The sequence below is a fragment of the Agrobacterium sp. LY4 genome (assembly GCF_001526585.1).
In the GTDB taxonomy this organism is placed as follows: domain Bacteria; phylum Pseudomonadota; class Alphaproteobacteria; order Rhizobiales; family Rhizobiaceae; genus Agrobacterium; species Agrobacterium leguminum.
Genome location: NZ_ASYA01000012.1, coordinates 24,578 through 40,344, shown reverse-complemented (window position 1 = coordinate 40,344; position 15,767 = coordinate 24,578). Strand labels below are relative to the sequence as shown.

The window sequence follows — 15,767 nt, the reverse complement described above, 5'->3', positions numbered from 1 at the left end:
CTAGTCCTCCTTGAGCGGAATGCTGGCGGCATCGTCCGCGGCTTGTCTGGAGCCGGGGCGAAGGGTGAAAACGACGACGCCGGCAAAGAACAGGGTCATGGCAAGCAGGCCCCAGCTATCGGCGAAGTGGCGCATGGCCGTGTAGGTTTCCATGGCTTAAACCTCCTCACCGGTATCCGGCGGCATCGTCATAGGTCGAGAAATCGACCAGCGTGCCGAGCATCTGCAGATAGGCGACCAGCGCATCCATTTCGGTGAGCTTTGTCGGATCGCCGTCGAAATCTCCCACCTTCGCCTTCGGATAACGCGCCAGGAGTTCCGACGAATCCGCATTCGGGTCGGCCTGGGCGGCCAGATCGGCGGCGGATTTTTCGATCATCTCGTCGCTATAGGGAACGCCGACGGCGCGGTTGGCCTTCAGCTCCATGGAAACGTCGGTGATCTTCAGCGGCGTGGTCTTCAGGAACGCATAGGAGGGCATGATCGATTCCGGTACCACCGAACGCGGATCGGCCAGATGCTGCACGTGCCACTCGTTCGAATAACGATCGCCGACGCGCGCAAGATCAGGCCCCGTGCGCTTGGAGCCCCACTGGAACGGGTGGTCGTACATGGATTCCGCCGCCAGGCTGTAATGCCCGTAACGCTCCACCTCGTCGCGGAACGGCCGGATCATCTGGCTGTGGCAGACATAACATCCCTCGCGGATGTAGATGTTGCGCCCGGCCAGCTCCAGCGGCGTGTAGGGTCGCATGCCCTCCACCTTCTCGATGGTATTTTCGAGATAAAAGAGAGGTGCGATTTCAACGATGCCGCCGATGGAAACGACCAGCAGGGAACCGACCAGAAGCAGCGTCGCGTTGCGTTCGATGACGGCGTGTTTGTCAAGAATGGACATGGGGCCCCTCCTTATTCAGCAGGCTGCAGCGAGGGTGCCGCGCCTTTGCTGGCGCCCTCCTCGCGTTGATGACCGAGGATGGTCATCGTGACGTTGTAGGCCATGATCAGCGCGCCGCTGAGGAACATCAGGCCGCCCAATGCACGCATCACGTAATAGGGGAACAGCGCCGCGACCGATTCCGCGAAGGAATAGACGAGGAAGCCTTGGGCATCATATTCGCGCCACATCAGCGCCTGCTGGATGCCGGCCACCCACATGACGGCGGCGTAAACGACGATACCGAGCGTGGCGAGCCAGAAGTGCCAGTTGACCAGTTGCAGGCTATAGAGGCGCTCCCTGCCCCACAGTTTCGGCGTCAGGTAATAGATCGCGCCGAAAGTGATCATGCCGTTCCAGCCGAGAGCGCCGGAATGAACATGGCCGATGGTCCAGTCGGTATAGTGGCTGAGCGAGTTGACGGCCTTGATCGACATCATCGGGCCTTCGAAGGTCGCCATGCCGTAGAATGCCACCGCCATCACCATCATGCGCACGACGGGATCGGTACGGATCTTGTCCCATGCGCCCGAAAGCGTCATCAGACCGTTGATCATGCCGCCCCACGAAGGCATCCACAGCATCACCGAGAACACCATGCCGAGCGTCTGCGCCCAGTCCGGCAGCGCGGTATAGTGCAGGTGGTGCGGGCCGGCCCAGATATACATGAAGATCAGCGCCCAGAAGTGGATGATCGACAGGCGGTAGGAATAGACCGGGCGGTTCACCTGCTTCGGGATGAAGTAGTACATCATGCCGAGGAAGCCGGCCGTCAGGAAGAAGCCGACGGCGTTATGGCCGTACCACCATTGCGTCAGCGCGTCCTGCACGCCCGAGAAGGCCGAATAGCTCTTGATCCCGAGGAAGGACACCGGCACCGCCAGATTATTGACGATATGCAGCATGGCGATGGTGACGATGAAACTCAGATAGAACCAGTTCGCCACATAGATATGCGGCTCCTTGCGCGTGAGGATCGTGCCGAGGAACACAAGCAGATAGGCGACCCATACGATGGTCAGCCAGATGTCCACATACCATTCGGGCTCCGCATATTCGCGTCCCTGCGTGATGCCGAGCAGATAGCCGGTGGCGGCCATGACGATGAAGAGGTTGTAGCCCCAGAACACGAACCAGCCGAGATTGCCGCCGAACAGGCGCGCCCGACAGGTTCTCTGCACCACGTAAAAGGAGGTGGCGATCAGCGCATTTCCCCCGAAAGCGAAGATCACCGCCGATGTGTGCAGCGGCCGCATCCGGCCGAAATTGAAATAGGGCGCGATGTTGAGATCGGGAAAGGCGAGCTGAAGCGCCACCACGACGCCGACCAGAAAGCCGACGACACCCCAGAACACGGTGGCGATGACGCCGTATTTCACCACCTCGTCGAAATATTCCGACTTGAGGCGGGCACGCGCGGCTGAATCGACAGGTGCGAAGGAGACACGGCGCAGCAGAAGCACCGTGCTGACCAGAAGCGTAAAGAACAGCACCCACATATGGGCGGCGAAAAGACTGTCATGGGCAAAGGCTACCCCGAGCAACGCGAGAAAGGCGCCGAGCGCCACGATCGCGGTTTCTAACGTGTAATTCATTGTTGGTTTCCCCCAACGTGCAAGCCGACCGACGAAAGGCACGGCACGCGCCTGGGAGAGCGGAAACGCGCCTTTGCGTCGGTTGGAGCATTGCCACCGGCAGGGGAACGCCACCTTGATCCAGATCAAGAAAAGAACCCGGAAAAAATATGAATAATACAATCATGTTTTTATTGCCTTTTCATGCGGCAATGCTATTTCGTCTGGGAAACTGCGGTTTTAACTGGATTGGCAACAGATTATAATGAGTTCGAAGCCGCCGCTCGAAGTATCTCCAGAACGTTTTTCCGAAGAAAGGCGTCCGCTGGACATGTCTATTGAACGTTATTACAGGGAGATAATTCAGGCTGTCAGTCGAAAAGGTATCGATCAGTCCCTGTCGCACGATGTCGTGCATGATCTTTATATAAAGCTTGCAACCAGTGACCATCGGCTGGAACACAAATCCAGTATAAAAGCCTTTCTCATTCGGGCGGCAGTCAATCTCGGTTTCGACAGGATGAGAAGAGCCGCTTTCGAAACACGGCTTTTCGCGCAGCTTGACCGATCCGCAGAAGCAATCGCCATCCAGCAGCACGCCCCCGGACAAAATCTTGATCTCCGCAAGCGGCTTGCGGCATTGCGCGAGGCAATCCAGGCTTTGCCGCCGACATGCCGCCGGGTGTTCATAGCACACAGGGTGGGACAAATACCGCGCGAGGATATCGCCGCCGCCATGGGCATCACACGTGGATCGGTGGACAGGCATTTGCGACATGCCGTGCTCCATTGTCTGGAAAAGATGGATCAGTTCGACTAGCCGCATTCGGCGCCCAATTCCGCAACCCCGATCGAACGCGATGGAAACGTGAAAGCATGACAGACAACAGCAAGCGCATCCGGCAACAAGCGGTGGATTGGGCGCTCTGTCTTTCGGAAACCGCAAGCCCGGCCGAAAAGGAAGAATTCGACCGGTGGCTCGCGGCCGATCCCGCGCATGCGGAATCCTATCGTCGCGTCGCAGCCGTGCTTGATCAGACGCATATCGCGCTTGCAAAAGAGCCGGCTTTCACGAGGAAGACATTTCGCCGCGGCAAAGGGCCTGGCAAAATAATCGTGGCCGTCCTTTTGCTGACCGTTTCAGGTAGCCTCATTGCCGTCTTGGATGTTCCGACCCAGCTCAGGGCCGACCTGATGACGGCGAAGACGGAACTGCGAACCGAAAAGCTGCCGGACGGTTCGACCATACATATGAATTCCGATACCGCGATTGCACTTTCCTTCTCCAACGGACGCCGAAGGATAGATTTGCTGAAAGGCGAAGCCTATTTCGAGGTGGCGCGGTCCGATACGCTCGGCGCTTTCGAAGTCGCCACGCCGGAGGGCGCCGTCACGGCGCTCGGAACGGCTTTCGACGTCAATCTTCTGGAGAGCGGCTTTGAGGTAACGGTGACAGAAAGCAGGGTCGCCGTCCATTCCGACGCCACGAAGCAAAGGGTCGTTCTGGATCCGGGAAAACGCATCATCGTCGATGACGCGGGCATCGGACCTGAGGAAACGGTCCCAGCGGAGTTTCAGACACCCTGGCGCAACGGTCGCCTCGTCTTCGACGATCGCCCGCTATCGGAGGTGGTCACCCAGATATTCCGTCATATACCCGGCCGCGTCATTACGCTCGATCCCCGTCTGAACAGGAAAAGGATAACCGGTTCGTTCAATCTGACGGATGGAAACCGCGCACTTGACGATTTCGCCGATGCTTTCGGTCTGCGGATCGCCCGGACCGGCAAATTCCTGACTATAATTTACTAGTTTTTCTTCACCGGACTGCAGAAACCCCGATGCTCATTCGTCTAGCTCCCCGACAAACCTTTTTTATCGGATTTGCTGGGGATTGGGGATATGAAGAGAAAGATCGTTATGCGCGGCATGCTGGCTGCGGCCCTTTATAGCGGCGCGAGCCTGTGCGTGATGCCGCTTGCGACCGCGCAAACGCCAGGTGAAGCCATAACATTCGAAATTCCCGCCGGCAAACTATCCGCGACTCTCAACGCGCTGGCAGCACGCCTCGGCTTACAGATCGGCATCGAAGCTTCACTCGTCAGGGAAAGAACCACATCCGGCCTTTCGGGTTCCTTCACACCCTCGCAAGCCATAAGCCGTCTTTTGCGGGGCACCGGACTTCAATACCGTTTCCTGAATGACAAGGTCGTCACCATCACCGCCACACCCCAGGCATCGGTAGAGGCGGAAGGCACGGAGCTCGAACCAATCATTGTGTCAGGCGCAGGATTTGGCCGCTTCAACGGGGAAAAAACCGCGGCCTACGATCAGGCGCAAAGCGCTTACTTCGTGGATGAGGAAACGATCAGCCGGCTGACCGGCTCCAGCCCTTCCGATATTCTGAAAGGAATTCCAGGCGTCTATACCGGCGAAGCGCGGACAGGCGGAGGCATCGATCCCAATATTCGCGGTCTGCAAGGGCAAAAGCGGGTCAAGGTGACCGTGGACGGCGCGGAAAACAGCATCGATGTCTATCGCGGTTATGCGGGGCGTCAGGAAAGAAACTATATCGATCCGGATTTGATAAGCTCGGTCAGCGTCTTCAAAGGCCCCTCTCCCGCCCTTGACGCCATCGGCGGCACCATCGCCATGTCGACGATCCGGCCGGAGGATGTTCTGATAGAGGGCAACGAAATCGGCGTGAGGCTCAGGGGAAGCGTCGCTTCCAACAGCGCATCGTTGCCCGATACTTTCAATGCGCCGGAAAATACCGACAGAAACTCGTTTTTCGAACCGCAAACGGGCAATGGAAGCGCTGCCTTCGCACTCGGCCAGGAAAACTTCGACGTGGTTGGCGCCTATGCAAAACGTCACAACGGCAATTACTTCGCCGGCAGCAAGGGCCGCGACAAATATCGGATATTCCAGGATGGAAGAGAGGAAAACTCGGTCGCAAAGCTCTACCCGGATGGCGGCGAGGTGTTCAACACCTCAAGCCAGACGGAATCCGCCCTATTCAAGCTGACATTGCGTCCGCTCGAGGATCACACACTGGATCTCGGCTATCGCTATTTCAATGGTCGCATGGGCGAGATCATGAGTTCGCAAATATTGCGAAACTCAACAGGCTCCATCCCGCAATGGGATCCCTCGACGGTCAACAGCGATAGCGTAACGGCACGATACAGGTGGAATCCACAAGACAGCGACCTCATCGACCTGACAGCCAATTTCGCTTATTCGCATCTGGCCTATGACGGCTATCTGACGCTATCGAGCCAGACGCCCAGCGACCGGCCCGCATGCAACGACGATCCTTTCTCGGAGCGGTGCTACAAACGCTTTTACGGCGCGTCACGTATCATGGAGACGACTTCGGTTGATATCGCCAACACATCCAAAGTCGACACCGAGATTGGACAGTTCAAAATCAACTATGGTGCGGCGCTGCGCTTCGAGAAGCTTTTCCCGCCCTCGGACGCCCCCAGCGAAGCCAATGGCAGACAGGTCAGCGGAAACTTTCATCAGCAGGCGGACCGTGAGCAGTTCGATAGCTTCGGCACAGTGACCTGGGAGCCGGACGAGCGCCTGGACATCAGCCTCGGCGGCAGGTTCACCAAATTCAAGACCTACGATCATAACAAAAGACGTGAAGAAGAGACTTATACGATCAACCGTAAATCGCTCTATTTTTACAAGAACGAAACCGAGTACGACTTCCTGGTCGATGGCGACGGCAATCTGGTTCCGGACGGCAACGGCTGGTACCTGTATGATTATTCTCTTCCGCTAGAGACACGCCCAGTGCCGCGCGGCAATGCGTTCTGGTATTCCGATACCCAAGGGAACTATACCGATGCCACCGATCCGCGAAAGATGCCCGATGGCAAAGGATATCCTGTTGGACACGCGGGGGATGACAGTGAAATGACATCTCTTTCCTCTTTAGACTATGATGACAGTCTCACTTTGGTCGAAAGTGATCAATGGTCCAGCGAGGGTAAAAGAACCATATATTATGACAATCTGCGGCGTCGCAACTCAGGCTTTGCGCCCAGTCTCAGCGGCAGCTACGAAGTTTTCGATGGCTGGAAGCTTCACGCGGCCTATACCCACGGGATTCGTATGCCAAGCCTCACGGAATCCATGGTCGGCAACGCTTCGGCCGCGGCGCCTGCCGATCTGAGACCCGAACAGGCCCGCAACCTCGAATTCGGCGTGTCGACCAAAATGGAAAATCTTCTGGAGGGCGGCGACAGTTTCATGGCCCGCCTCTCCTACTTCAACAACAAAACCAAGGACTACATCACCCGACACGAATATTATAATGAGGGCTCCTACAGGGATCCCGCGCTCAGGAGACTGGCGCGCCAATATAATAATGCGTTCTACAATGCCGATTCCTTTACCGTGAAGGGACTGGAACTCCAGGCGACATACGACAATGGAGCGTTCTTCACGGATGTTTCGGCCACATACAATCTCTCAGCCACAACATGCGCACCCGATGTAGCGCAATTCATGAGGACAATGTCCTCCGACAGCCGGCTGAAAAACATACCCGGATGCGTCGATGGCGGGTTCTCCGGCTCCTTCACGAACGCGCAAAACCCGCCCCAATACACATTGACCGGAACCTTCGGAGCGCGTTTCCTGGATGAGGCTCTGGAAATCGCAACCAGAGTGACCCACACGAGCGCGCCGATCACGAAACTGGATAAACCCTGGAACAATTTCGGAGGCGTCGCGACACAGCTATTCTACCAGCCGGTGACGCTCTTTGATTTATCCGCATCCTACAAGATAAGCGAAAACGCCACCGCCGGATTCAGCATCGAAAACGTGTTCGACCGCTACTACATCGATCCCCTGTCGCTCAGCATGATGCCGGGTCCAGGACGGACATTCAAAGCGTCCCTCACTATGAAGTTCTAAGCGCAATTAGCCCTTCATCTTCAGGGGCAGACCGGCGGCGACAAAATAGACCTCAGCGGCAATGGCGGCGATTCGCTGATGCAGGCGGCCGGCGTGATCGCGAAATTCCCGCGCCATGCGGTTTTCCGGCACGATGCGAGACCGACTTCGTTGGAGACGAAAATCAGCCTCGCCCGAGCCGATACAATCGCCGCCTCAAGCGCCGCAAAGGCAACCTCGATATCGGCATTCTCCATCATCAGATTGGTGAGCCACAGGGTGAGGCAATCGATGAGAACGACATTTTCCGGCGCGTCGAGCTGCTCCAGCACGGCGGCAATATCGACGGGCGCTTCATGGGTGGTCCATTCGCCGCCGCGCCGCGCCTGATGATGGACGATGCGGTCGCGCATCTCGTCATCCCATGCCCGGCCGGTGGCCAGATAATGCAGGCTTCCACCGGACTTGCCCGCAAGCTCCTCTGCAAAACGGGACTTGCCGGAGCGCGCGCCGCCAAGAATGAAAACGGAGCGGTTTTTATCTGTCATCTAAAACCTGAAGGAAGAGAATGAAGCGGACCGGCATCTTCGCCGTGTCGCAAGCCAGGGACAGGCAGACATGAAGGGAACGATTCGTAGAAAAAGGCGTCCCCCGGTTGCTCATGCCGGACTGCCGCTGATACCGGACCGGAGAAAACAAGACCTGCCTGCAGGATGCGGGGCATATCAGCCTTGGCGACTCCGGATACCGGAAACACCGGTCCTGATGAAAGGCTAGGTGCGAACGGCTATCCTGTCAATCGGTCCCTGCCGTTAGCCAAAAATCAGGCGGAACCGGGACGCAAAACCTTAATCCGGAACCGGCAGACCTGTCGTCCGCGACTGGATTGATAAAGCGACTTGGTTACCGGAAAGTTAGCGAAAAACCGAATGATGAAACCGCAACGCCAAAGGAGAATATGGAGTGACGGCAGCCGCCGCCATTGCCTTGCCATCGCCTTCAAATCAATATGCTTTCGAAGATTCGCAAACAGCAAGGTGACCTGCCCGTGATGACCGTCATGGACTATATCTCGATCGTCGTTTTCATCCTGTTATGGGCCGTCTATACCCATGTCACGACGGGAACGAGGCTGTTTTCGAGAGCCAGCCTCAATCAGGCCATGGCCGAGCGCCGCCGCGACTGGATCATGAACTCGCTGAAGCGCGACCTGAAGATGATCGACACGCAGATTATGGCCGGCCTGCAGAACGGCACCGCCTTTTTCGCCTCCACCTCCATCTTCGCCATCGGCGGATGTTTCGCCCTTCTGGGCGCGACAGAACAGGTCGAATCGGTGTTTCGCGACATGCCTTTCGTTCATTATGCCGGGCGCACGGCCTTCGAACTGAAGGTCATCGGGCTCACCTGTCTTTTCGGTTATTCCTTCTTCAAGTTCGGCTGGTCCTACCGCCTGTTCAACTATTGCACGATCCTGTTCGGCGCCATTCCCATGGTCCACGATGTCGGCGCCGATCGCGAGGCGGCGGAGCGGGCGGCCGAAAACGTCATAAAGATGAACATCATCGCTGCTAAGAACTTCAATGACGGCCTGCGGACCATCTTTCTGTCCATCGGTTATCTCGGCTGGTTCATCAGCCCTTACGTCTTCATCGCCAGCACGGTCATCATCATCGTGGCGCTGTTACGCCGCCAGTTCTTTTCCGAAGCACGACGCGCCATCATGGAAGAAAACAGGCCTTGAAATAGCCGCACTTCAAGGGCCAAGCCCATCGTGATACCGGCCTCCCCGAAAGCTTGAAAAACGGAAACCATGGACACGAACGCAGCCGCAAACGAAAACCGCCGCAAAGGCCGCATAGGCGGTCTCGACACCCTGCGCGGGCTGGCCCTCATCGCCATGGCGTCCTACCACTTCACGTGGAATCTGGAATATTTCGGCTATCTCGAACCCGGCACGGCGACGACCGGCCTGTGGAAACTCTATGCGCGCGGCATCGCCAGCTCGTTCCTGTTTCTGGCAGGTTTCAGCCTGTTTCTCGCCCATGGCAAGGGCGTGAACTGGCCGTCCTTCGGCAAGCGTTTTGCGATGGTGGCCGGCTCGGCGCTGCTCATTACCGTCGCCACCTATTTCGCCTTTCCGGACAGCTTCATCTTCTTCGGCATATTGCACAATATCGCCGCCGCAAGCCTTGTCGGGCTGCTGTTCCTGCGAGCACCCGCGGCCGTGACGCTGCTTTTTGCAGCGATCGCTTTCATCCTGCCGCACTATCTGCAATCGGAACTGTTCAACGCAAAATGGCTGGCCTGGATCGGTTTTTCCACCATGCCCCCCCGCTCGAACGATTATGTGCCGCTTCTCCCCTGGCTTGCGCCCTTCCTTGCCGGACTTGCGGTCTCGCAATTCGTCACGCCGCGCGACTGGCTCGACCGCTTTCGAAGCCCGAGTTCACCTCGCAACCTGATCGCAGGCGCCGGCCGTCACAGCCTTGCCTTTTACCTCATTCACCAGCCGGTGCTGATCGGCCTCGTCTACACGCTGTCGCTCATCGCCCCGCCCCCGCCTGTCGATCAGGTCGAGCTTTACAAATCGAGCTGTGAGAAGAGCTGCGTCGAGCAGGCGAACGGGCTGGAACTGTGCCAGCGTTTTTGCGGCTGCACGCTGGAGAAGCTGCAGGCGGAAAACCTGTTCGACACGATGATGGAAGGCAAGCTCAGCGCCGATCAGCAGACGAAGGTCAGCGAGGTGGCGCAACAGTGTACCGTTGAGGCGCAGTAGGCTCAGGTAGCCAGAACGTTAGCCTTGCCGCCTTTTCTTCTCCCCGGCGGGGAGAAGAGACAAGCAAAACCCGCTCGTTCCATATGCAACAAAAATGGAAAGGCTTCGGAGCAATTCTCGACAGTTACGTCGACGGAATAGCCAATACCGCTATAGGGCCGGCTTCAAGTCCCAACGCCGATTTCGGCAAGCCGCGTCAGACAGGCTTCTTCGACATTGTCGAGTTCCGCCAGCGTCTCTTCGATGTCCTTGCGTTTTTGCCGAAGCTCGGCGCGCTTTTCATCGACCTTCTTCATCAGAAGCACCAATTGGCCCGATTCGCCCGGCGGTTCCTTGTAGACGTGAATGATTTCGCGAATTTCAGAGATGGTGAAACCGATACGGCGGCCGCGCAGGATTTCCTGAATGAGGCGGCGGTCCGCAGCCCTGAAAAGCCGTGTGCGCCCGCGACGCTCAGGGTGAATCAGCCCCTCGTCCTCGTAAAATCTCAAGGTACGGGTGGAAACACCGAATTCGCGTGTCAGTTCGGTTATGCTATAATACTTGTCCAAGGGCCTATCCGATTCATAACCGGATGATATTATTTGACCTTCACGTAAAAGTCAATTTTCGCCCGCCTGGCCCTACCCGGAAATACCGTACCACCAGGTCGCAATCCCCAGAAAGGCGAAAAAACCGACAATATCGGTGACCGCCGTGACGAAGACCGCCGAAGAGACCGCCGGGTCCGCTCCGAACTTGTCGAGCACCAGCGGAATGAGAATGCCCGCCAGCGCCGCCGCCAGCATGTTGAGACACATGGCCGTGGCGATGATGCCGCCGATATGGATATCCTGAAACCAGATGCCGGCAACAATGCCGATGGCGCAGCCGAACAGCATGCCGTTCAGGATACCCACACCCGCCTCGCGCCGGATGATGCGCGCGGCGTTGTGAATATCGAGGCTTTTGGTGGCGAGTGCGCGCACAGACACCGTCATGGTCTGCGATCCGGCGTTGCCGCCCATGCCGGCCACCGCCGGCATCAGGATCGCCAGCGCGACGATCTGCTGGATCGTCGCATCGAACAGGCTGATGACGGAGGCGGAGAGAAAGGCTGTGATGAGATTGACCGCAAGCCAGGGCACGCGTGAACGCGATGTGCTGGCAATCGAGTCCGACAGTTCTTCGTCACCGACACCGCCAAGGCGCAGCAGATCCTCTTCGGCCTCTTCCTGAATGACGTCCACCACGTCATCGATGGTCAGCACGCCCACCAGTCGACCGTTGTCGTCGACCACGGCGGCGGAGAGAAGGTCGTATTGTTCGAAAAGCTGCGCCGCCTCTTCCTGGTCCATCTCGGCCGGAATGGAATGGTTGGTCTCATGCATGATCGTTTCGATCTTCACCTGACGCTTGGCGCGCAGCACCTTGTCGAGATCGAGCGCGCCGACCAACTTGAAGGTGGGATCGATGACGAAGATCTGCGTGAAGGAATCCGGCAGCTCCTCCTCCTCGCGCAGATAATCGATGGTCTGCCCCACGGTCCAGAACGGCGGCACTGCCACGAATTCCGTCTGCATGCGGCGGCCGGCCGAGCTTTCCGGATAATCCAGAGCCCGCATCAGCCTCACACGTTCGGTGAACGGCAGTTGCGAGAGAATATCCTCGCGGTCCTCGTCGTCGAGATCCTCGAGAATATAGACGGCGTCGTCCGAATCCAGCTCGCCGATACCGGCGGCGATCTGCTCGTTCGACATCTGGTCGACGATATCGAGGCGGATGCCCTCATCCACCTCGGTCAGCGCCGTCATGTCGAAGTCGGAACCGAGAAGGCGCACCAGCGCATGACGCTGTTCAGGCAGGATGGATTCCAGCAGGTCGCCGAGTTCGGATTCGTGCAGCCGCGCCACGTTCTTGCGCAGGAAAAGCAGATCGCGGTCAGCGATCGCGGCACCCACCATCGTCAGAAAATCCGAGCGGACGGACCCGTCTTCTGCGTAAATATCGGAGGGCGCTTCCGCAGGCTTCATGTCCTCGGGCGCGACAGGATCGTCGTCACGGTCTGTCATCTGGCGTCCCCTTGTATTCAAATGCCGCAGTGCACGGATGCGCAGGCAGAATGGCGTTAAAAGGTTTATTGTCAACAACCGGATAGCGGCAAATAAACAAGCTCTCCGGCTGCGGCGAAAAATCCATCCGACATTCCCCTTCCGGTTCGCAGGCTCAGCCGCGGCCAGCGGCTATAGGCATGTTTAGCCAAGCTTTGCAGCTTGTTTTGCGACAACGCCCACCCCCTTTACGCCGTTCCCGTTTTAAATGTCGAACGGGCGAACAAAGGTTTCGCCGCAATGCACAATTAAGACATTGACAGGCAGCGTGGAACGGCGCTTCTGGATAGGCATTTGACAAACGGCAAACGCCGGCAGGCGGGCACGAGAAGACAGTTTCCGGGAATCAGGACCATGAGCAAGACGGACTTCATAGGCAAGGCATCGACCGCCGCAGGCGGCTGGGGCGCACTCAAAAGCGTCGGCAAACGCCTTCTTGAATCCGGTGCCCCGATTTCCGGCGCCCGCACGCTTTTGAAGACCAACCAGCCGGACGGATTCGACTGCCCGGGCTGCGCCTGGGGCGACCCGGAACACGGCTCATCTTTCGAGTTCTGCGAAAACGGCGTCAAGGCGGTGTCATGGGAAGCAACGGAAGCCCGCGTGCCGCCGGACTTCTTCGCCAGCCGCACCGTCTCGGAACTGCGCAGCTGGTCCGACTACGATCTGGAAAAGCAGGGCCGCCTCACCCACCCCATGCGTTATGACCGGGCGAGCGACAAATATCTGCCCGTCTCCTGGGACGATGCCTTCGCCGAAATCGGTCGTATTCTCAACAGTCTCGACAGCCCGGACCGGGCGGAGTTCTATACCTCCGGCCGCGCCTCCAACGAGGCTGCCTTCCTCTATCAGTTGATGGTTCGGCTTTACGGCACCAACAATTTCCCCGACTGTTCCAACATGTGCCACGAAGCAAGCGGCGTCGGCCTTAAGGCTTCGATCGGCGTCGGCAAAGGCACCGTCTTGCTTGAGGATTTCGAGCAGACGGACGCCATTTTCGTCATCGGGCAAAATCCCGGCACCAACCATCCCCGCATGCTGGGCGACCTGCGCCGCGCCGCCCTTCGCGGCGCCCGCATCGCCGTTTTCAACCCCATCCGCGAAAAGGGTCTGGAGCGCTTTGCCGACCCGCAGGACAAGGTGGAGATGATTACCGGCAGCAGCACCCGCATCGCCACCAATTATTACCAGCCGCGCCAGGGCGGCGACATGGCGGCCGTGCGCGGCATGAGCAAGGCGGTGTTCGCCGCTGACGATGCCGCAAGGGCGGCGGGCGAACCCGCCATCATCGATTACGACTTCATCGCCGAACATGCGGCGGAGTTCGAGGCCTATCGCGCCGCCGTCGATGCAACGAGCTGGGAAAGCATCCTCGACCAGTCCGGCCTCACCCGCGCGGAGATTGAGGAATCCGCCCGTATCTACATGAATGCCGGTTCCGTCATCGCCACCTGGGCCATGGGCGTCACCCAGCACAAGCATTCGGTCATCATCGTTCGCGAGATCACCAATTTCATGCTGCTGCGCGGCAATATCGGCCGTCCGGGCGCCGGCCTTTGCCCGGTGCGCGGCCATTCCAACGTGCAGGGCGACCGCACCGTCGGCATCGATGAAAAAGCCCCGCCCGCACTTCTCGACGCGCTGGAAAAGGAACTCGGCGTCCCCATGCCGCGCAAGCCCGGCCACAACACCGTCGAAGCCGTCGCCGCCATGCTGGACGGCGAGGCGGATACTTTCATCGCGCTCGGCGGCAATTTCATGCGTGCGACGCCCGACAGCCCGCTGATCGTCAAGGCCTTCGAAAAGCAGAAGCTGACCGTCAACATCGCCACCAAGCTCAACCATTCGCATCTGGTGCCGGGCGAAACTTCATTCGTGCTGCCCTGTCTCGGCCGAACGGAAATCGACCGCAATTCGGCCGGCCGCTCGCAGATCGTCACGGTGGAGGATTCCATGAGCATGGTGCACGGTTCCGGCGGCATCAATCCGCCGGCCTCGGATGAGCTGCGTTCGGAAGTCGCCATCGTCGCCGGCATCGCCGAGGCGACGCTTGGCAATGCCCAAGTCGACTGGAAGGCGCTTGCCGATGACTACGATCTCATCCGCGACATGATCGAGCGGGTCATTCCCGGTTTCGATAATTTCAACGAGCGCGTCCGCGTGCCGCGCGGTTTTCATCTGCGCAACGCAGCAGCCGAACGGGAATGGAACACACCGGCGAAAAAGGCCACCTTCTATAGCGGTCCGCTGCCCGAACAAACCGAACACCAGCAGGCGCTCACGCGCGATGACCTCTTCGTATTGCAGACCTTCCGCAGCCACGATCAATACAACACCACGATCTACGGCATGGATGACCGATATCGCGGTGTCTATGGCGAGCGCCACGTCATCTTCATGAATCCGAAGGACATGGAAGCGCTCGGCGCCCATTCCCGCCAGCGCGTCGATGTCATCGGCGAATATGGCGACGGCGTTGAACGCATTGCGCGGAATTTCCGGCTGGTGCCCTATAATATCCCGCAGGGCAGCGTCGGCGGTTATTATCCCGAACTTAACGTGCTGGTGCCGCTGTCGAGCTATGGCGAAGGCAGTTTCACGCCGACATCGAAATCGGTGCTCGTCTCCGTTCGCCTGCGCCGGGATGCCTCCTGATGGAAGAGGAGCAATCCGCCGCCGCGTTCATGGCGGCGGTGGAGCGGGTTCATGAAAGCGCCTCACGGGCGCTGACAGCCACGGGCGCAGCGATCCTTCTTTCGGTTTATCTGAACATCGCCGCTGACAGCCGCAGCATCGCCAACCGGCTGGGGCTTGCACACGCCCTCATTCTGCGCGAAATCACTGCCCTGTCGCCACGTTTCGTGCAGGTGACAAAACGCGATGCCCGCACCCAGCGCAGCTTTCTGGAGGCAACCGAAGAAGGACAGGCCCTTGCGGCGGCGTCCCTGCGGATTTGAAACGAACGGAGCATTCCTTGGCAATCAGGCCGATCCTGCCCTACCCCCATCCCGGCTTGTCCGAAATCTGCGCGCCGGTCACGGCTTTCGACGGGCAATTGCAGGAGCTGGTGACGGACCTGATCGACACGATGCGCGCCGCGCCCGGCGTCGGCATCACCGCCGCCCATATCGGCGTCAAACAGCGAGTTTTTGTGCTGGAGTTGACACCGGGAACCGTCCTTACCTACATCAACCCTGAAGTCGTCAGCCAATCCACGCAGACTATGCGCCATGTGGAGGGCAGCGTCTCCATGCCGGGATTTACCGACGAGGTGGAGCGGCCCTCCGAAATCGAGGTGAGATTTCAGGACATAGCCGGCTGCGAACACCGGCAGACCGCCGGGGGATTTCACGCCATCTGCATCCAGCACGAGATCGACCAGCTGGACGGCATTTTCTGGCTGAAGCGCCTCTCAAAGCTCAAGCGCGACCGGCTGGTGAAAAAATGGGAAAAATCCCGGAAATCCTGAT

At 58.6% G+C, this 15,767-nt stretch carries 13 protein-coding genes and 1 pseudogene; 8 read left to right on the top strand and 6 right to left on the bottom strand.

The features are described 5' to 3' along the window. Genes L904_RS11130 through ccoN form a run of 3 tightly spaced genes read right to left on the bottom strand, consistent with a single transcriptional unit; the run spans position 1 to position 2,532 of the window. Positions 1 to 153 carry a CcoQ/FixQ family Cbb3-type cytochrome c oxidase assembly chaperone gene (locus L904_RS11130; protein ID WP_003525003.1) on the bottom strand — a complete coding sequence of 51 codons (153 nt, stop codon included), beginning with the start codon at positions 151 to 153 and terminating at the stop codon, positions 1 to 3. Positions 154 to 166: 13 nt separating this feature from the next. Further along, a complete protein-coding gene (gene ccoO, locus L904_RS11125; RefSeq protein WP_031234512.1) occupies positions 167 to 898 on the bottom strand; it encodes a cytochrome-c oxidase, cbb3-type subunit II in 732 nt (243 codons plus the stop codon). An 11-nt stretch (positions 899 to 909) separates the two neighbouring features. Beyond that, positions 910 to 2,532: a cytochrome-c oxidase, cbb3-type subunit I gene (ccoN, locus tag L904_RS11120; RefSeq protein ID WP_031234513.1), complete on the bottom strand. Its 1,623-nt coding sequence runs from the start codon at positions 2,530 to 2,532 to the stop codon at positions 910 to 912. Positions 2,533 to 2,776: 244 nt separating this feature from the next. On the opposite strand from ccoN, the gene L904_RS11115 reads away from it, so the two are divergent. The 3 genes from L904_RS11115 (at position 2,777) to L904_RS11105 (ending at position 7,449) form a co-directional block, all read left to right on the top strand. Further along, positions 2,777 to 3,331, top strand: a complete 555-nt coding sequence (locus L904_RS11115; RefSeq protein ID WP_020813189.1) for an RNA polymerase sigma factor — start codon at positions 2,777 to 2,779, stop codon at positions 3,329 to 3,331. A 56-nt stretch (positions 3,332 to 3,387) separates the two neighbouring features. Next, entirely contained in the window at positions 3,388 to 4,323 is a 936-nt protein-coding gene (locus L904_RS11110; protein WP_020813190.1) for a FecR domain-containing protein, read from the top strand. Positions 4,324 to 4,413: 90 nt separating this feature from the next. Further along, positions 4,414 to 7,449 carry a TonB-dependent receptor gene (locus tag L904_RS11105; protein ID WP_031234514.1) on the top strand — a complete coding sequence of 1,012 codons (3,036 nt, stop codon included), beginning with the start codon at positions 4,414 to 4,416 and terminating at the stop codon, positions 7,447 to 7,449. A gap of 6 nt (positions 7,450 to 7,455) precedes the next feature. On the opposite strand, the pseudogene cobU reads toward L904_RS11105, so the two are convergent. Next, a pseudogene (cobU, locus tag L904_RS11100) lies at positions 7,456 to 7,976 on the bottom strand (bifunctional adenosylcobinamide kinase/adenosylcobinamide-phosphate guanylyltransferase). A 503-nt stretch (positions 7,977 to 8,479) separates the two neighbouring features. Between cobU and L904_RS11095 the strand changes: the two are divergent. Together L904_RS11095 and L904_RS11090 are read left to right on the top strand one after the other, a co-directional pair. Next, entirely contained in the window at positions 8,480 to 9,172 is a 693-nt protein-coding gene (locus L904_RS11095) for a DUF599 domain-containing protein (protein ID WP_003524993.1), read from the top strand. A 69-nt stretch (positions 9,173 to 9,241) separates the two neighbouring features. Next, positions 9,242 to 10,207 carry a heparan-alpha-glucosaminide N-acetyltransferase gene (locus L904_RS11090; protein WP_020813194.1) on the top strand — a complete coding sequence of 322 codons (966 nt, stop codon included), beginning with the start codon at positions 9,242 to 9,244 and terminating at the stop codon, positions 10,205 to 10,207. Between the two features lie 164 nt (positions 10,208 to 10,371). Here L904_RS11090 and L904_RS11085 read toward each other — a convergent pair whose 3' ends face one another. Together L904_RS11085 and mgtE are read right to left on the bottom strand one after the other, a co-directional pair. Next, the gene (locus L904_RS11085) at positions 10,372 to 10,758 is read right to left on the bottom strand and encodes a MerR family DNA-binding transcriptional regulator (RefSeq protein ID WP_003524989.1); all 387 of its coding nucleotides are present in this window, start codon (positions 10,756 to 10,758) and stop codon (positions 10,372 to 10,374) included. Between the two features lie 72 nt (positions 10,759 to 10,830). Beyond that, positions 10,831 to 12,258 (bottom strand): magnesium transporter, encoded by a 1,428-nt coding sequence (gene mgtE / locus L904_RS11080; protein ID WP_003524988.1) that lies wholly within the window; start codon positions 12,256 to 12,258, stop codon positions 10,831 to 10,833. Between the two features lie 393 nt (positions 12,259 to 12,651). Here mgtE and L904_RS11075 point away from each other — a divergent pair, with 393 nt between their 5' ends. From L904_RS11075 to L904_RS11065, 3 genes are read left to right on the top strand one after another with little or no spacing between them, the layout of a single operon-like run. Then, entirely contained in the window at positions 12,652 to 14,952 is a 2,301-nt protein-coding gene (locus L904_RS11075; RefSeq protein ID WP_020813195.1) for an FdhF/YdeP family oxidoreductase, read from the top strand. Further along, entirely contained in the window at positions 14,952 to 15,254 is a 303-nt protein-coding gene (locus tag L904_RS11070; RefSeq protein ID WP_020813196.1) for a hypothetical protein, read from the top strand. Before L904_RS11075 ends, L904_RS11070 begins: the two co-directional genes overlap by 1 nt. 17 nt (positions 15,255 to 15,271) lie before the next feature. After that, entirely contained in the window at positions 15,272 to 15,766 is a 495-nt protein-coding gene (locus tag L904_RS11065; protein ID WP_020813197.1) for a peptide deformylase, read from the top strand. The last annotated feature ends 1 nt before the right edge of the window (position 15,767 follow it).

Coding starts and splice junctions, on each gene's coding strand:
- L904_RS11070 (WP_020813196.1), top strand. CDS start 14,952: ATGGAAGAGGAGCAATCCGCCGCCGCGTTCATGGCGGCGGTGGAGCGG.
- L904_RS11105 (WP_031234514.1), top strand. CDS start 4,414: ATGAAGAGAAAGATCGTTATGCGCGGCATGCTGGCTGCGGCCCTTTAT.
- mgtE (WP_003524988.1), bottom strand. CDS start 12,258: ATGACAGACCGTGACGACGATCCTGTCGCGCCCGAGGACATGAAGCCT.
- L904_RS11115 (WP_020813189.1), top strand. CDS start 2,777: ATGAGTTCGAAGCCGCCGCTCGAAGTATCTCCAGAACGTTTTTCCGAA.
- ccoN (WP_031234513.1), bottom strand. CDS start 2,532: ATGAATTACACGTTAGAAACCGCGATCGTGGCGCTCGGCGCCTTTCTC.
- L904_RS11090 (WP_020813194.1), top strand. CDS start 9,242: ATGGACACGAACGCAGCCGCAAACGAAAACCGCCGCAAAGGCCGCATA.
- L904_RS11095 (WP_003524993.1), top strand. CDS start 8,480: ATGACCGTCATGGACTATATCTCGATCGTCGTTTTCATCCTGTTATGG.
- L904_RS11130 (WP_003525003.1), bottom strand. CDS start 153: ATGGAAACCTACACGGCCATGCGCCACTTCGCCGATAGCTGGGGCCTG.
- L904_RS11075 (WP_020813195.1), top strand. CDS start 12,652: ATGAGCAAGACGGACTTCATAGGCAAGGCATCGACCGCCGCAGGCGGC.
- ccoO (WP_031234512.1), bottom strand. CDS start 898: ATGTCCATTCTTGACAAACACGCCGTCATCGAACGCAACGCGACGCTG.
- L904_RS11110 (WP_020813190.1), top strand. CDS start 3,388: ATGACAGACAACAGCAAGCGCATCCGGCAACAAGCGGTGGATTGGGCG.